General features: G+C 32.0%; 19 protein-coding genes and 1 tRNA gene. 12 read left to right on the top strand and 8 right to left on the bottom strand.

Annotated features, from left to right (window positions below):
• Window positions 1-82: 82 nt before the first annotated feature.
• The 8 genes from IPJ91_03170 to IPJ91_03135 all read left to right on the top strand — a co-directional run bounded on the left by IPJ91_03170 (window position 83) and on the right by IPJ91_03135 (window position 4,315).
• Window positions 83-784 (top strand): hypothetical protein, encoded by a 702-nt coding sequence (locus tag IPJ91_03170; protein ID QQR93425.1) that lies wholly within the window; start codon window positions 83-85, stop codon window positions 782-784.
• Between the two features lie 57 nt (window positions 785-841).
• Window positions 842-1,546 (top strand): hypothetical protein, encoded by a 705-nt coding sequence (locus tag IPJ91_03165; GenBank protein ID QQR93424.1) that lies wholly within the window; start codon window positions 842-844, stop codon window positions 1,544-1,546.
• A gap of 8 nt (window positions 1,547-1,554) precedes the next feature.
• The gene (locus IPJ91_03160) at window positions 1,555-1,863 is read left to right on the top strand and encodes a hypothetical protein (protein QQR93423.1); all 309 of its coding nucleotides are present in this window, start codon (window positions 1,555-1,557) and stop codon (window positions 1,861-1,863) included.
• Window positions 1,864-2,097: 234 nt separating this feature from the next.
• Entirely contained in the window at window positions 2,098-2,388 is a 291-nt protein-coding gene (locus IPJ91_03155) for a hypothetical protein (GenBank protein QQR93422.1), read from the top strand.
• 112 nt (window positions 2,389-2,500) lie between these two features.
• Entirely contained in the window at window positions 2,501-3,139 is a 639-nt protein-coding gene (locus IPJ91_03150) for a hypothetical protein (GenBank protein ID QQR93421.1), read from the top strand.
• Between the two features lie 12 nt (window positions 3,140-3,151).
• On the top strand, window positions 3,152-3,571 hold the full coding sequence (locus tag IPJ91_03145) for a DUF4304 domain-containing protein (protein ID QQR93420.1): 420 nt from the start codon (window positions 3,152-3,154) through the stop codon (window positions 3,569-3,571).
• 134 nt (window positions 3,572-3,705) lie between these two features.
• Complete coding sequence (locus IPJ91_03140; protein ID QQR93896.1) at window positions 3,706-4,056, top strand: hypothetical protein; 351 nt, start codon at window positions 3,706-3,708, stop codon at window positions 4,054-4,056.
• A 73-nt stretch (window positions 4,057-4,129) separates the two neighbouring features.
• Window positions 4,130-4,315: a hypothetical protein gene (locus IPJ91_03135; GenBank protein ID QQR93419.1), complete on the top strand. Its 186-nt coding sequence runs from the start codon at window positions 4,130-4,132 to the stop codon at window positions 4,313-4,315.
• Window positions 4,316-4,673: 358 nt separating this feature from the next.
• Here the strand turns inward: IPJ91_03135 and IPJ91_03130 are convergent, their stop codons facing one another.
• The 4 genes from IPJ91_03130 to dnaE are packed head-to-tail and all read right to left on the bottom strand — an operon-like array spanning window position 4,674 to window position 10,893.
• The gene (locus IPJ91_03130; protein QQR93418.1) at window positions 4,674-5,300 is read right to left on the bottom strand and encodes a histidine phosphatase family protein; all 627 of its coding nucleotides are present in this window, start codon (window positions 5,298-5,300) and stop codon (window positions 4,674-4,676) included.
• Between the two features lie 36 nt (window positions 5,301-5,336).
• Window positions 5,337-6,212, bottom strand: a complete 876-nt coding sequence (locus IPJ91_03125) for an ABC transporter permease (GenBank protein ID QQR93417.1) — start codon at window positions 6,210-6,212, stop codon at window positions 5,337-5,339.
• Window positions 6,209-7,123, bottom strand: a complete 915-nt coding sequence (locus IPJ91_03120) for an ATP-binding cassette domain-containing protein (GenBank protein QQR93416.1) — start codon at window positions 7,121-7,123, stop codon at window positions 6,209-6,211. The genes IPJ91_03125 and IPJ91_03120 overlap by 4 nt, the downstream gene beginning before the upstream one ends.
• Window positions 7,123-10,893: a DNA polymerase III subunit alpha gene (dnaE, locus tag IPJ91_03115; protein QQR93415.1), complete on the bottom strand. Its 3,771-nt coding sequence runs from the start codon at window positions 10,891-10,893 to the stop codon at window positions 7,123-7,125. The genes IPJ91_03120 and dnaE overlap by 1 nt, the downstream gene beginning before the upstream one ends.
• Window positions 10,894-10,996: 103 nt before the next feature.
• Between dnaE and IPJ91_03110 the strand changes: the two genes are divergently transcribed.
• From IPJ91_03110 to IPJ91_03095, 4 genes are all read left to right on the top strand, one after another.
• Window positions 10,997-11,070, top strand: a tRNA-Val gene (locus IPJ91_03110).
• A 10-nt stretch (window positions 11,071-11,080) separates the two neighbouring features.
• Window positions 11,081-11,566 carry an NUDIX domain-containing protein gene (locus IPJ91_03105; protein ID QQR93414.1) on the top strand — a complete coding sequence of 162 codons (486 nt, stop codon included), beginning with the start codon at window positions 11,081-11,083 and terminating at the stop codon, window positions 11,564-11,566.
• Window positions 11,556-12,011 (top strand): DUF1801 domain-containing protein, encoded by a 456-nt coding sequence (locus IPJ91_03100; protein QQR93413.1) that lies wholly within the window; start codon window positions 11,556-11,558, stop codon window positions 12,009-12,011. Before IPJ91_03105 ends, IPJ91_03100 begins: the two co-directional genes overlap by 11 nt.
• A complete protein-coding gene (locus tag IPJ91_03095; GenBank protein QQR93412.1) occupies window positions 11,989-12,594 on the top strand; it encodes a hypothetical protein in 606 nt (201 codons plus the stop codon). The genes IPJ91_03100 and IPJ91_03095 overlap by 23 nt, the downstream gene beginning before the upstream one ends.
• Before the next feature lie 2 nt (window positions 12,595-12,596).
• On the opposite strand, the gene IPJ91_03090 is transcribed toward IPJ91_03095, so the two are convergent.
• From IPJ91_03090 to IPJ91_03075, 4 genes are read right to left on the bottom strand one after another with little or no spacing between them, the layout of a single operon-like run.
• The gene (locus tag IPJ91_03090) at window positions 12,597-13,811 is read right to left on the bottom strand and encodes an ABC transporter permease (GenBank protein QQR93411.1); all 1,215 of its coding nucleotides are present in this window, start codon (window positions 13,809-13,811) and stop codon (window positions 12,597-12,599) included.
• Entirely contained in the window at window positions 13,792-14,508 is a 717-nt protein-coding gene (locus tag IPJ91_03085) for a hypothetical protein (GenBank protein QQR93410.1), read from the bottom strand. The genes IPJ91_03090 and IPJ91_03085 overlap by 20 nt, the downstream gene beginning before the upstream one ends.
• Window positions 14,509-14,525: 17 nt before the next feature.
• Window positions 14,526-15,185 (bottom strand): ABC transporter ATP-binding protein, encoded by a 660-nt coding sequence (locus tag IPJ91_03080; protein ID QQR93409.1) that lies wholly within the window; start codon window positions 15,183-15,185, stop codon window positions 14,526-14,528.
• On the bottom strand, window positions 15,182-15,760 hold the full coding sequence (locus IPJ91_03075; GenBank protein ID QQR93408.1) for an HD domain-containing protein: 579 nt from the start codon (window positions 15,758-15,760) through the stop codon (window positions 15,182-15,184). The genes IPJ91_03080 and IPJ91_03075 overlap by 4 nt, the downstream gene beginning before the upstream one ends.
• Between the last annotated feature and the right edge of the window lie 8 nt (window positions 15,761-15,768).

Here is a 15,768-nt window from a genome sequence, read left to right as displayed (position 1 = left end):
GCCTAAGTTAATATCCTAATTAAATATGATGAATCCAGGTCCATGGAATCATGAAAATTACTTAAGGTAAAGCTACAATAATATGGAAAAACAATTTATAAACTATACATACCTAAATTCTTTACCTAACATGCAGAATGAGTCGGCAAAAGTCATTAAAGTATTTAAAAGAATCATAGAAATATGTCAAAAAGAATTAAGTTCCGAAAGTAAATATTCAATATTTTTCTCATTATATCTTTATCCAATCGAGTATCTAAAAAACGCAATTGATCTATACCCAACAATAGAAGGTAAGTTAATATGCCTGAATATAGTTGTTGATGACTCATTTCTTGCTATGGATGAAAATGAAAAAATGCATAATATAGTTTTAAAAATATTAAACTCATTTACAATTGTCAGCAAAATTCCTAAGTTTAATAACTTATTAAATTGGCAAAAACTTCTAAATGATACTATGGATTTGTTTAGTATTAATCATAATGAAGTACTAGACGATTTACAAGTTATTAAGAAAAATACTATAAATGACATTATACAACTTAAGCTAACATATATGAGTAAAGTTAAGGCTGATCCAAATGGATGGATACCTAAAGATCTTACAGAAGAGGGAGAAGAGTTAGCTAATTATTTTGGAGCAGAATACTATGATGGATTGGATCATGATGTAAGTGGTGAAGTTAACTTTTATTTTATATTACCCCGAAAACAAAAAAAAGAGTTTACGAAAAAATATGAATTGAAATATAAGGAAAAGTACAAATTAACATGGGAATAATATGGATGAGTAGAACTTAGAGGTAATGAGAATAGATTCAGTCTGAAGTATGTAGCGATGGGAGCAAGAATGTATGTACCAATACTCGGAAGATTCCTCTCGGTAGATCCAGTTGAAGGAGGAACACAGAATGACTATGTGTACCCAGTTGATCCTGTGAATGGGAATGACTTTAGTGGACAAGCTGCAATAGTCATTTTTGGCATAGCTATTGCTCCAGTTGTAATAGTAGCAGCTGTCGTTATTGGCGGAGTATACCTGACACAAACTACACACGGAAAACAAATGGTGCGTACAACTGGTCAGTTAATAGATTCTAGTGTTAGGTCAATATCAAACGCAATATCTAACACAAATGCAGCAGCAACAACAGCGACAGGAACAGCAGGGGTAGCAAAGAGTATAGGTGATGGATGCAATATTCTGAAAAGTTGCAATACGAAAAAAAATAATAGTCAACAGAGGAGTGGTATTAGAAGTGTGGATAGCTCTACTGTCTATGAAGGGAAAGATGCTTCTGGAACCACTAAATATGTCGGAAGGACAACAAGAAACCCATTGGAAAGATTTTCAGAGCACCTTCGTTCATTTGGTACTGGGAAAGAGAATTTAACGTATTCCCCAGTAAGATCGAACTTATCCTTTACAGAGTCAAGAATATTTGAGCAACAACAAATTAATGAATACGGTCTAAATAACTTATCAAATCAACGGAACTCAATAGCCCCACAGTTTTGGGATGATTTTGGAATTTTTAAATAATTATTATCATGAAAAATTATACAGATCAAGCAATGGTTATCTCTTTTAATTTCGGTGTGAGTTCGTGGAATGAAATAAAGCCATATACTTTAAAAATATATGAACTAGAGGATAAATTAAAAACTATAATTGGTGATGAGTATGATGGACATGGTTTTTATGATGATGGGTTATGTCTATTATATTTTTATTCCAAAAATATTGTAGAAACATACCAGAAAATAAAGAAATTAATATATGAAATTCAATTGAAACCAATAACTGTTACACTATTCGACGAAAATAACACCACTATAACAATAGAAACGGTTGAATAGTGTTTGCAATTGATAAATGAGAATATATCTATTACATGGAAAACTCAAAAACTCAGAAATACAATTGACTTTATCGAGAAGGAAATAATTAATGGAAAGTGATGATATCTATTATAGAAAGATTGAACCACCGGAAGATATGATCTTTGATCTTAAGAGCGGTCGGGACTGGGGAGATTTGATTCATATAGGAGTGCAATAACCTTTGTATATTCGAAAAAATTCATACAAATTTTGAAAGATAATAAAATAACCGAATGGAAGGAATTTCCAATAAAAATATATGATATGAAGGGAGAAGAAGTTGATGGTTATACTGTTTTACTAGTAACTGGAAGAGCAAATGCAGATGCATATTATCGAATTAATAAAATTCTGAATATCATAGTTGATATGAACAGTTGTGACAATACTGATATTTTCCTAATTGGAAACAGAGGTGGAGCATATATATCAGAAAAGTTAGCAAAAATTTTACAGGGCCATAAAGAGTTAAAGAATATTGGATTTCAAAATCAGCATTAGAACTTACCGACAAGGGTGGTGCCGACTTATAATAAACACTATATATCATAATAGGCTTGATTGAAGATTTCTAAGTATAGATCCAGTTGAAGGAGGAACACAGAATGACTATGTGTACCCAGTTGATCCTGTGAATGGGAATGACTTTAGTGGACAAGCTGCAATAGTCATTTTTGGCATAGCTATTGCTCCAGTTGTAATAGTAGCAGCTGTCGTTATTGGCGGAGTATACCTGACACAAACTACACACGGAAAACAAATGGTGCGTACAACTGGTCAGTTAATAGATTCTAGTGTTAGGTCAATATCAAACGCAATATCTAACACAAATGCAGCAGCAACAACAGCGACAGGAACAGCAGGGGTAGCAAAGAGTATAGGTGATGGATGCAATATTCTGAAAAGTTGCAATACGAAAAAAAATAATAGTCAACAGAGGAGTGGAGTAAACATTGGATCCAATTCTGGATCTTCAGAAGGTTACACACAGTCATCGTTACAAAGGGGACAACAAATGCATTTAGAATATAAGGTTGGTCTAAATAATCCAGATGCAGGTTTATATAAAGAATATAGAGGCATCCAAGGTATACGCCCTGATTTCGTGGATTTTAATACAAGGACTATCTTTGAACTAAAACCAAACAATCCGTGGTCAATAACCAGAGGAATAAATCAATTAAATAACTATCAATCTATTTTTGAAGCACAAACCGGATCAGAATGGAATACAGTATTGGATCTATATTAATTTCACAACACAATGATAAAAACTGAAATAAATAAATTAATAACTTGTTTATTGATACCTTGTGGATTCAAGAGAAACGGTAATTATTGGTATAAAAACTTAGGTCAAATTTGTCAAATAATTAATCTACAAAAATCAGTATATGGTAATATTTATTACATAAATTGGGGATATAAATTTTTAAACGTTTCCTTGACAAATTCAAAATTTGATATTTTCTATAGGGTCTCCATTGAAGAAAAGGGACATATTGATGCAGATAAATTGAGTGTTGAACAGGTTAATGCTAATGTGTTGACAGCAATAAATAAAATTATAACTGAATTTGCTAATAACATGTCTGAGACTGAATTAATGGAACATCTGAAACAAGATAAGAGGAAACAAAATGAACTCATGTTATCTGTTAAGAAGTTCATTGGGATTGTTTAAAAATAAACACAAGCGGTAACATAGTCGATCGTTATGTGAGTTTTCCAGGAGGAATACTCTTGACACTGAAACAAACGAGTGACTATAGTATCTATACAAGTACGGGACACCTGCTATCAAAAGAAAGTGGAAGTATGTATAGATATGGACCATTTGGAGAAACTGTAACAATAAGTACAGACAAGTATGAGTATGGTGGATCAGCACTAAGACGAACTGAGAGAGACTTCAGTGTACAGTTCATCACAATGGGAGCGAGAGTATATGTACCAAACTTAGGAAGATTTCTAAGTATAGATCCAGTTGAAGGAGGAACACAGAATGACTATGTGTATGTGGTAGACCCAATAAATGCAAATGATTTTAGCGGACAAGGGTTCTTTGATGGACTATCAAATGTAGTAAATCAAGCAGAAAATTGGGTAAAAGAGAATAAGTGGGAAATAGCTAAGACTTCTATGATAGTAAAACATGATATTAAATAACTAGTTAATGGGTTATCTAAGGTTGCAAAATCATACCTCGCGAAAGCGGGGCTTTTTTTGCTATAATTTGAATGTGAATGATTTTTCTCAACTCAAAAAATTAGCTGATAAGTTATTATCAGAAACAAATTTAATTGAAGAATTAAAGAACTTTGGTGAAGTTGAAATTACTGTAAGTTACAAGTATGACTTAATGACAAAACCGGATATTGACATTCATATTTATAATAATGCGGAGTTAGACACTGCTAAAAACTAATTTCTGAGATTATTAACCAGGAGAAGTTTAAGTACCTTAGTTATCAAAACTTTCTGTATAAATATAAACCACATTTACCAATGGGAATTTATATTTCATTGATTGATAAAATAGAAAAGATTGCGTTTAATGTTGATATTTAGATTACTAATTCTAAAGTTGATTATGACAAGCAAAATATTCAAGCAACTAAGTTGAGAAAAAATTTAGATAAACAAGAATTTAATTTGAAACAAAAAAAATTAATACTAGCTTGCAAAAAATATATACAAGAAAATAGTTTAAAAAATTAGAAGTATGCAAGTTTATGATGCTGTAATTCATCAAAAATTAAAAACAATTTCAAAAATTATAGATTTTAACCATCAATTCCAATATTGATATTTTCTAAAAAGCTGAATTTACTATCATTCATCAATATCTTCGTAATTGATCCGGTAGAAGTTTCTGGTAGTTCAAGGTTTCTCCAACCAACATTTAAATCAATTTGCAAAATATTAGCTAAAAACATTTTTATAATTCCAGAATGAGTTATGATTATTACATCTTGAGTTTTAGCTGTAGTTGAAATTTCAGTGATAGCTTCAATTGCTCTAACATAAAATCTTTTTCCAGATTCTCCATTTGGCGGATAAAAATCAAGTGAACTTTTGAGCCATTCTGCATATGCAAGTGGAAAATCAGTTTCAAACTTTTGTTCATCATAACCTTCAAGATCACCAAAAAACATTTCAGATAAATCTGGAATTGGAACAATTGGTAGGGCAAGTTTACTTTGAACGATTTTTGCAGTTTGAAATGCTCTCTCAACTGGGGATGCATATATTTCAGTTGCATCAAGTTCAAATTCTCGAAGTTTAGCTCCAGCATATGCGGCTTCTTTTCTTCCATCGTCATTAAGTTTATACTGTGATCTAGCTCCGATCCAAATTTTATTTTTGTTTGCGTCAGTTTGTCCGTGTCGGACTAAGTAAATATGTTTCATAGTCGTTTTAAATTATATTATTATGCCTATTAACTTTTAATCTTTTAGTTTTCTAAATCTTACAATATTAAGAATTGTGAATATTATTATTGTTATTACTATTATCAAAAAAGAGGTGCCAAAACTAATTTTATGATCTAGAAAATACAAATCTATTCCATTTGTTTTTCTGTAAGTATCAATAATGTTGGTTGGAGCATTGTTAAAAACTTTCTTGATAGAATCATCTAGAAAAATTTGTCTTGCAATTGATGCAATATGTGAAGTTGGAAGTATGTTTGCAATAGTTTGAGCAAAATTTGGCATAATCCCAATTGGCATATAAACACCTGATAAAAAACCTAAGAAGGCACTCATAATCCCATTAATAATTCCAACTGATTGCATATTTCTCAAATATGAAATAATAAAAAGTAAAATTGTGCTCGAAAGAATCGATGACACTACAATCAAAATCAACATTTCAATAATTCTAATACTACTTAATAAGCTTCCACCTTGAGAAATTATGTAAATTTCAGCTAAGAGAAAAAGTATTATTGATAATAAGCTTGAAATTGTTACAGTAGATAAAACATATGAAAAAACAATTTTGATTCTATTTACGGGAGTTACCAAAAAATCTGAAGTTTTTTTATCTTCTCGATCTTCAACAAATCTGCTTAAAACACCGAAAGCCACAGTAACAGTTGCAATAAAAATAATTCCAGCCATAAGCCAACTATTGACTAAGTTTTCTATTCCAACTACATTTCCAATAGTTGATTTAACTGCATCAACTTGCGTTTTACCTAAAAATAAAATATATAATACTAAAATAATTAAAACCGAAAGAAAGGAGAAGAATACAGCTGACTTGTTTCTGAGAAATAATTTGAAATTTCGATTCGTTAAAGTTAGAATTTGGTTCATCTTATTTGTTTTCCTGTTAGATTTATAAAGACTTGGTCCATATTTCCTTCAATAATCTCAAAACTCTCTAGTTCAATCATAAATTTATTTACTAAATCAAATGCTTCAAAACAGTTTTGAGTTTGAATTTCTAGTGTATCTGCATTTTGTTGAAATTCAACATTACTTTTCTTCAGATCATTCATAAAATCTTTCAAATTCTTTGGAGCTAATCTCAATATACTTCTTGCATATTTCTGTTTCAAACTCATTGGAGTATCTTGAGCAATTATTTGTCCATTATCTATAATTGCAACTTTATCTGCATTTACTATTTCTTCCATATAATGAGTTGTAAGAAATATAGTCATTTGTTTTTCCTTTCTAATTTTATCTATAACCTCCCAAACTTTGACCCTTGTTTGTGGATCAAGTCCGGTAGTTGGTTCATCTAAGAATAAAACTTCAGGTTCATGTAACAAAGCTCTTGCTATATCAACTCGTCTTTTCTGGCCACCAGATAATTTACCATAATATTTTTCTAAAATATCTTTCATTCCAATCATTTCAGAAAGATAATCTAGTCTTTGTTGAAAAATATTATTACTCAAGTTATATAATTCTGATCTAATCTTTAAATTTTCTTTGACAGTTAGAAGATTATCTAAAATTGATGTTTGAAAAACGATGCCTATACTATTTCTGATTTTGTCATCTTCTAACCCAAGTTTGAAATTATTAATCAAAATATTATCAGCCTTATAATCTCCAAGAGTTGTTGATAAAATATTTATTGTAGTTGATTTACCAGCTCCATTTGGACCAACAAATGCAAATAAGCCTCCTTTTTCAACAGTGAAACTTATATTTTTAACGGCTTGAAACTCATCGTAAAATTTTGAAAGTTTTTGAACTATTATTGAATTTGACATTATTCCCATTTTAACACATTATTCAAGGTACTTCGTACATCATTATTATCTATATTTATGCCATTTCGGATTTGTCTTACAATCCTCTCTCCGTTAGTTTCATACAAGAGTTCGATTTTATAGCTCCCTGGATTACTTTGTATGCATTCTTTAATTTTATTTAGCAAATCCTTGTCCTTAATCCCTGTCAGATCAAGTATAGCTTTTCTAACTTTTGAACTAATGCTTTTTTGAGATATTTCTACTGATTCATCAGCCACAGTAGCTGAGGTATTATAATCAATATATTCTGGAGGTATATCCTCCTCACCATATTCATAATCAGAAGTACCATCAGTGTCAGCTCTATCATCGCTGTCATTTTTTTGAATTTTATCAAGCCCAATACTCAAATCATCAAAGTCGTTTATCAACTTCATCTCATCAATTATCAAACTCTTTTCAACTTCATCTTGGGCAGTTTCATCTGCAATGGTATTCTTACGTTCACGCTCTGAGAGTTTACCTGTGATTTCATAAACCTCACCTGCTTTTATATAGTCTTCTTTCCCTACTTTTTCCCATATTGAGTTAAATATAGCAGATTCAATTTGTAAATTCAGATCTTCGAGTTGCAAAAATGCCATCTCTTTATTGTCTCTTTTTGTGCGAATTTTCTTTATACTTTTGACTAGTAGCAGGGTTCTTATCTTTTTTCCTGACTTACTCTCAAGAATTTTTTGTACAGTTAGATAGTTTTTATTGTCAAAAATGTCTTGAAATTTCGTTAATGGATGATTTGAGAAAAATGTTCCTAGATACTCATTTTCCCAAGAAATCTTTTGTTTATCTTCAAAATCTTCGGTTGCTTCAAGTGGTGTAACAAAATTTGTTTTTCTTACTGCAAGTTCGTCAAATGCAAAAAGAGAGTCTTGAGCAAAAGTATCTTTGCCAGTTTTCTTATTTCTCTGCATGATGGCAGGTACAATCTTGAGAAGTTGCTTTCGATTGCCAAATGAATCAAGCGCTCCAATTTTGATCAAAATCTCTACAGTACTTTGAGTTAAATTCTCAGTACCAACTCGTTCAATCATATCATCCAAATTTGCAAAACTTCCAGACTCGTTACGGATATTGATAACCTCCTCGATTGCTTTGTGAGAAATACCTTTGACACCCCCAAGTCCAAACCTTATATTTCCATTTTCGATTGTAAAACTAATGCTAGAACTATTTATATCTGGTGGCAATACTTTCAAATTCATATGAATGGCAGTTTGGATATTTTGTTTTAATTTTTTATTGTCGCTTATTTCAACTTGCAAACATGCAGTTATGAATTCAATTGGATAGTTAGCTTTCAAATATGCAGTCTGGTAGGCAATCATTGCATATTGTGCAGCATGTGCTTTGTTGAATCCATAATCAGCGAATGGCTTCATATAGTTGTACAATGCTTCTGCGATCTCTTGAGAATAACCCTTCTTTACACATTTATCAATAAACTTTTTCCCTTCTGCCTCCATTATTTCATGAATCTTCTTTCCCATAGCTCGACGCAACATATCTGCTTCACCCATACTATACCCTGCTATATCTACTGCAATTCTGATAACTTGTTCTTGATAAATTGCAAGTCCATAAGTATTTTTCAATATCGGTTCAAGTTCAGGTATCAAGTAATCAACCTTCTCTTGTCCGTACTTCCTTTTGATATATGGCGTGATAAATCGCATTGGACCAGGCCTATAAACAGCAACCATGAAGCATAAATCATCGACAGTTGTTGGCTGTAGCTCTTTCAGGTACTTTTTCATACCTGAAGATTCCAACTGAAATACTGAGTCAGTATTGCCCTTCTTCAACAATTCAAAAGTTACTGGGTCATCTTGCGGAATATTCAATATGTCAATTTCAATATTATGATACTCTTTGACTAGGCTAATGCATTTGGAGATTATCGTAAAGTTTGCAAGCCCAAGAAGATCAAACTTCATAAGTCCCATCTCTTCGATAGGTTTCATTTCAAGTTGACATGTGACACGTCCTTCACTATCCAATTGTAGAGGAGCATACTCAACAACCGGGTGTGGAGTTATAAGCATGCCACAGGCATGAACTCCAGCTTGTCTAGGCATATCCTCAATCTTTTTTACAGTTTCGATCATCTCAATCAATCTGGGGTCTGAATTTACTAGATCTGCAAAATCTGGAACCTCACTCATCATCTTTTCAGCTTTGAAAGGTTGTCCAAACACTACAATTACCATTTTTGATAATTTATCAGCAGTTGCAAGTGGAATTCCCATAACTCTGCTCACATCTTTAATTGCAGCTCTAGTTTTCAATCTTCCAAGTGCCAGTATTAGAGAGCAATTCTCTTGCCCATATTTATTTTCAATGTACTCAATGATTTCTGTCCTCCTATCATCTTGTAAGTCACAATCAATATCTGGAGGGGAAGGTCTTTCTGGATTTAGAAATCTCTCGAAGTAAAGTTTCCACCTCAAAGGATCAATATCAGTAATTCCCGAAGTATAAGCAACCAATGCTCCAGCAACCGATCCTCTGACCCCAACCGTCATTCTTTGAGCTTTTGCCCAATTCATAAAGTCTGCAACTACTAAAAAGTAGTCATCATAACCTTTGTCATGTATGATTTCCAATTCAAAATCTAGTCTGTCTTTAATTTCCTTTGACAATCTAATTTCTAGCTCTGGTATTGCTTTCGTTCTATCAATAATTTCAGAATAAGTACTTTCATATTTCAATGCTTTGGTAAAAATTTGATTTATTTCATCCTGTGGCTCCCACCAAAGTTGTACATTTTCCTTTTCATAGTCAGTTTCATTTTGGTCAATAGGATATCTCAGGCTGGCTCCAATATAGCAAAGTGATTTCAACATTTGAAATGCAGAAATACCCGATATTTTATTTGGATACAATGGCTGTACCCTATCGTACTTTATATCATAAAACTCAATTGAGTCAGCAATCTCTTGTGTATTGGTTATCGCTGTAGGTATATCCGCAAATAACTGAAACATTTCTTCTGGAGACTTGACATAAAACTCTTCCGACCACTTTTTGTTTCTATTCGGGTCGCTCAGAAGTTTAGCATCCCGTATACACCAATTTATCTCTTGTACGCTTGATTCACCCTTGTTCAAATAATGAGCATCACAAGTAGCAATTACTTTGAGTCCAAGATCATTTGCAAGCTTAATCATTGTAGGAACTGCGTTCTCAAGCTCCTCAACCCCATTCCTTTGGATTTCAGAATAAAAATTTTCTCCGTATATTTTTTTGAAAAACTTTGCCCATGTGTAAGCTAGTTCAATATTGCCATGTAATAGGTTGCGGTTTACAGGGCTTGCGGCGCAACCAGTTGTCGCAATGATGCCCTCACTATACTTTTCAAGAATTTCCCTGTCAACTCGTGGTTTAGTATAGAATCCTTCAGTATGTCCGTAGGATGTGATCTTGATCAGGTTGTGGTAACCAACTTGATTTTTTGCAAGTAATGTAAGATGATATCTTTTCTTGTCCCTCTTTGAATCTTTGTCAAACCTAGAAAAAGGGGCTACATAAACTTCGCAACCTAGTATTGGTTTGATATCATTTTTTTTGCACTCGCTCCAAAATTCGTATAATCCATACATGTTGCCGTGATCTGTCATGGCACATGCATTCATATTCATCTCTTTTAGTCTTTTCACAAGTGGTTTAATCTTGATTAACCCATCAAGAAGTGAATATTCTGTATGTAAATGCAAATGTACAAAACTCATAACTGAGGTATTCTAGCAAAAATTTTGAGAGACTTCTGCTCAAATTCTTGAAGTTTTTCTTTCCAAAAGTTTGAGAATATGATATCATCAAATATACTTTTTAGGTCGCTTAGCTCAGTTGGCTAGAGCATCTCATTTACACTGAGAGGGTCAGAGGTTCGAATCCTCTAGCGACTATTTAATTCCTATGAATCCAAACAACCTTCCAATTCAAAAGCATGAAACTGCTGGATGCGTTTTGTACTTCAAAGAGAACTTGCAAATTTATACTATATTGATATTTAAATCTTGGTCAGAAAGTAATTTGGGCTACTTTATGCCAAAAGGTCATATTGAACCAGCTGAAACTATAGAGCAAACTGCAGTTTGTGAATCAATTGAAGAAACTGGATTTCAAAATATAAAAGTTCAAGAGTTTCTAACTGAAGAGAATATAAGTTATCCTTGGGAAGATGGATTTTGGCATGAAAAGAAAATTTATTGGTTTCTTGCTGAAGTAGATAAAAATAGTAGAAAAGAAGTAAATTTAACTGAAACAGAAGTTGGAATTCAACAGAAAGTTGAGATATTTCAAATTGATGAAGCTATAGAAAAGTTAAAGTTTGATAATGATAAAGAAGTTTTGAAATCAGCAAAAGAAAGAATCAAAGCAATTTACAAAAATGCAAAGTAAAGCAACTACAGTAAGTCAATATTTAAATGAACTTCCTGAAGATAGAAAAACTACATTCTTGAAATTGAGAGAAACTATTCTTTCGAATTTACCAGATAAGTTTGAAGAATGTATGAATTATGGAATGATAGGTTATGTTGTTCCTCATTCGATATTTCCTGAAGGATATTACTGCGATCCAAAACTTCCACTTCCGTTTCTTGCACTAGCGAATCAGAAAAATTCGATAAACTTTTATCATATGGGTTTATATGCCGATTCTAAATTACTCAATTGGTTTCAGAGTGAATATGCGAAAGTTTGTAAATCAAAATTGGATATGGGAAAAAGTTGCATTAGGTTCAAGAATTTAGATGATATACCATATGAATTAATTGGAGAACTAGTGAGAAAGATGAGTGCAAATGAATGGATTTTTCTTTATGAAAAAAATATCAAAAGATAAAATAATAATAATTCCTGGACTTGGTAATGATACAAAGTATTATAGTATCATTACTTCCTTCTGGAAGTATATTGGGTATGATGTAAGCATAATCTCAGTTGATTGGGTAAATTCAAATTTAACATTATCAAATGAGATACACAAAATAAAATCATTGAGAGACAAGTTGATCAATGAATCGATAAACAGCTCAAGAATAACTTTGATAGGTGTTAGTGCTGGAGGAAGTTTAGCTTTGAATACATACTTTTCATACCCAAATGATTTTCATAAGGTTGTAAATATTTGTGGAAGATTGAAAAGAGGGCAAGACACTAACTTTCAGTTAAGAGCAAAAACTAGTAAATTATTTAGAGAATCAGGTTTAAGTTGTGAGAATAAATTGAAAGATATTGAGAATTGTCAGAAAGAAAAGATACTAAGTATAAGTGCAAAATTTGGAGATGAGTTAGTTCCAAAAGAATGTTCTAAAGTTGATAATGTTCAGAACATAGAAATATTTAGTATAGAACATTTGATGAGTATATTTTTGAGCTTGACATTTTACTCAGCAGAAATTTTTAAATTTATTAATAAAGTTTAAAGTTACTCATATCTCAACGCTTCAATTGGACTCATTTTCGAAGCTTTGACACTCGGATAAATACCAAATATTATCCCAATTAAACTTGAAACTATAATTGGCAATATCACAGAAATTGGATCAAGTTCAAAGCTTAAACTCGCAACTTTGGAAACTATATAAAATACTGCAATTCCTAATCCAAGTCCGATTAAACCACCAAGTAATGTTACAGTTATAGATTCAGCTAAGAACTGTAAAAATATATCCCTGGCATTTGCACCGATTGCTTTACGAAGTCCGATTTCCTTGGTTCGTTCTTTAACAGTAATCAACATCACATTCATAATTCCAATTCCTCCAACTAGAAGTGATATTCCACCAATTGCGGCAAGAAAAATAGTCAATAGATTTGTTACATTGTTGAAGGTTTCAAGCGCATCTTGAGAAGTGTTTATGGTGAAGTTACTTTCTTTTGTATCGTCCAATCTGCGAACTTTGCGAAGCAGTGTTTCTGCTTCTAATTTTGCATTGTCAACATTTTCGCTATCAATAGCTTTCATCGAGATTGATAATGTGTCTTGATCTTGATCAACAAACTTTCTTAATGTTGACAAAGGAATAAATGATTCACTGAAACTCAAGAATCCATCCGATTTTGCCTTTACTCCGATTACTCTGTATGTAGTACCATTTATCCTTAGATTGTTACCAATGGGGTTTATATCATCTCCGAAAATATCATTTGAAGTGTCCTCGTCAAGTATAATCACCCTTTTGAAGTTTTGATTATCTTCTAGGTTGATTTCTCTCCCATATTTAAGTGTGTAACCCCTCACAAAAAAATAATCTTTAGTTGCACCTCTTATTGCCTGTGAATTTAGGGTCTTTTCTTTGTACTGTATATTTGCTGTGGTGCTAATTTCTTCTACTGCAGCTGCTATATATTTTTTACTTAAATTTAGAAAACTTTCAACTTCAGTTTGGGAAAAGTAATTATCTGATAAACTTCTATTTGATTGATTGAATGGCGATCTAGTATTGTTGCCAGCAACAATATTCAACAAATCTGATCCGAAAGATGAAATTTCATCCTCGATATATCTTTGTGCAGCTTTTCCTAAATTCAACAAAGTGACAACTGAGAATATTCCAATAACTATTCCAAGTAATGTCAAAGTAGTTCTTCCCTTGTTGTGTTTTAGGTTTTTTAGTGAATTATTTATCAGCTTGAACATGAGTTTGATTTGCAACAGCGAATCTGACTAATTCTTCGAAACTTGATTTATTATATTTCTCTCTAACTAATGATTTTAGTTCTGTTAATTGAGGGTAATTTAATAGAAAGTCATCTCCTTTTGATTCATCAGTCCAAAGAGAATTAAGTTCAGAGTCAAGCCCAAGTAATGCATTTGTTATTACTTCATTTACTCCCCAATATTTATACCAAATATCTGGTTTTGCATACTCGTTAGATTCTGGGAAATTGCGAAATAAATAATGCCATATAAAAATCATAGTAAGTTCATGCGCTGTGATTCTCATCTGATAAGCAGGTTCAGCTAATCCTATAGTAATTATTTGATTATCTTTAAATTCAGAGATACCTTCAGTAATCGGACTTAAATTTACTATATAATCATTATGTGGCCAATCTAGATTGATGATAGAATTTAACCTGTTAAAAAATTTATCGTTTATTTTATTCCAAGCTTTAAGATATTTAGGTACATTGTTCTCCAATATTTGTTGGCATTCAGTATAAGTTTTTAGAAAGTATGCAGATAACTTTGTACTATCTATTTTTCCTTTTTTTTCATCAAAAATATCTACTGGTGCATTCATGCTTTTAAGTCTTGAATCAACACCACTTGGGTCATTTTTGAGCAAATCGAGTGTCGCTTTCAGATCAAATTCTGGGTTTTGTTGAAACACTACCTTAGGCATATATTTTATTCGACTACAACTCCGTCTTTCAAATGAATTGTTCTTTTTGCAAACTTTGCTATATCTGGTTCGTGAGTTACGAGAATTATAGTATTTCCCGCATCATTCAACTCTTGAAAGATTTTCATAACTTCAATACTAGTTTTGGTATCAAGGTTTCCAGTAGGTTCATCAGCTAGTATGATCTTTGGGTTCATTACCAAAGCCCTTGCTATAGCTACTCTTTGAATTTGACCTCCTGAAATTTGATTTGGCATATTATCCGCCTTTTCTCGAAGTCCAACTCGAGCTAGTGCTTCAAAAGCTTTTTTTTGAGAATCTGAAGCATTATTGCTATATTCAAATGGAAGCAAGACATTGTCAATTACAGATAACTTTGGAAGTAAGTTGAAACTTTGAAATACAAATCCCATTTCAGAATTTCGAACTTTGGATAATTCATTATCACTATATTTAGCTATATTTCTTCCATTAAATATATATTCTCCAGAACTTGGTTTATCAAGTGCGCCGATTATATGCATTGTTGTAGACTTTCCAGAACCAGATGGTCCCATAAGTGCTACAAATTCACCTTCTTCAATTTTCAAGTTTATACCACGCAAAGCCTCATAATAACCATCTCCAATTTTGTATTTCTTTTTGATGTTTTTAAGTTCAATCATACTTCATAAAACATGTGCTTATTTTCTTTAAGTAATTCTTCAAACTCTTTCCATATTTCAACTAATTCTTCACATCGAGTTACCTTTGGAGCTTTTTTCGTAAGTAACATTTCAATAGTTACTTTATTTACTGTCCATGTTTTCCCATTATCTAGATAGATATTTAAAACTGGAATTATCTTTTCAAAACAATTTACAAACTTTGCTTCTTTATCAACTTCTTGTTCATAATCGTGTATCAGATTAGTTATATCTTTTGCGTCTGGAAATTCTGTTTCTATCTTTTTCAAAGCTTCAGCTTCCTTTTCAGCTTTTTGATCTCTATTTCCATAAAAATAAGTATCACCTGCGTAAGTTTCAACAAGGTCATGAACAAGAGCGTATTTGATAATCTTATCTAAATCATAGTCAAGTTTTTTGTATGAAACAAAGTACCAACAAAGTAATGCAACTTGAAGAGAATGTTCAGAATCGTTTTCCATCCTATCTTCATGATTTACAAAAATCATTCTTTTCACTTGTTGAAATTTATGAGTAAACTCAGTAAATTTAAGTAACTTTTGTAGGTCTGACATAATTAAGC

It is taken from the genome of bacterium (assembly GCA_016699595.1).
Taxonomy (GTDB): domain Bacteria; phylum Patescibacteriota; class Dojkabacteria.
The sequence above is the reverse complement of the archived record's forward strand: the minus strand, read 5'-3'. Positions and strand labels throughout refer to the sequence as shown.

Bases quoted from the DNA above. Each gene is read 5' to 3' on its own strand.
- IPJ91_03170 (QQR93425.1), top strand. From the start codon at position 83: ATGGAAAAACAATTTATAAACTATACATACCTAAATTCTTTACCTAAC.
- IPJ91_03165 (QQR93424.1), top strand. From the start codon at position 842: ATGGGAGCAAGAATGTATGTACCAATACTCGGAAGATTCCTCTCGGTA.
- IPJ91_03160 (QQR93423.1), top strand. From the start codon at position 1,555: ATGAAAAATTATACAGATCAAGCAATGGTTATCTCTTTTAATTTCGGT.
- IPJ91_03145 (QQR93420.1), top strand. From the start codon at position 3,152: ATGATAAAAACTGAAATAAATAAATTAATAACTTGTTTATTGATACCT.
- IPJ91_03140 (QQR93896.1), top strand. From the start codon at position 3,706: ATGTATAGATATGGACCATTTGGAGAAACTGTAACAATAAGTACAGAC.
- IPJ91_03130 (QQR93418.1), bottom strand. From the start codon at position 5,300: ATGAAACATATTTACTTAGTCCGACACGGACAAACTGACGCAAACAAA.
- IPJ91_03125 (QQR93417.1), bottom strand. From the start codon at position 6,212: ATGAACCAAATTCTAACTTTAACGAATCGAAATTTCAAATTATTTCTC.
- IPJ91_03120 (QQR93416.1), bottom strand. From the start codon at position 7,123: ATGTCAAATTCAATAATAGTTCAAAAACTTTCAAAATTTTACGATGAG.
- dnaE (QQR93415.1), bottom strand. From the start codon at position 10,893: ATGAGTTTTGTACATTTGCATTTACATACAGAATATTCACTTCTTGAT.
- IPJ91_03105 (QQR93414.1), top strand. From the start codon at position 11,081: ATGAATCCAAACAACCTTCCAATTCAAAAGCATGAAACTGCTGGATGC.
- IPJ91_03100 (QQR93413.1), top strand. From the start codon at position 11,556: ATGCAAAGTAAAGCAACTACAGTAAGTCAATATTTAAATGAACTTCCT.
- IPJ91_03095 (QQR93412.1), top strand. From the start codon at position 11,989: ATGAAAAAAATATCAAAAGATAAAATAATAATAATTCCTGGACTTGGT.
- IPJ91_03090 (QQR93411.1), bottom strand. From the start codon at position 13,811: ATGTTCAAGCTGATAAATAATTCACTAAAAAACCTAAAACACAACAAG.
- IPJ91_03080 (QQR93409.1), bottom strand. From the start codon at position 15,185: ATGATTGAACTTAAAAACATCAAAAAGAAATACAAAATTGGAGATGGT.
- IPJ91_03075 (QQR93408.1), bottom strand. From the start codon at position 15,760: ATGTCAGACCTACAAAAGTTACTTAAATTTACTGAGTTTACTCATAAA.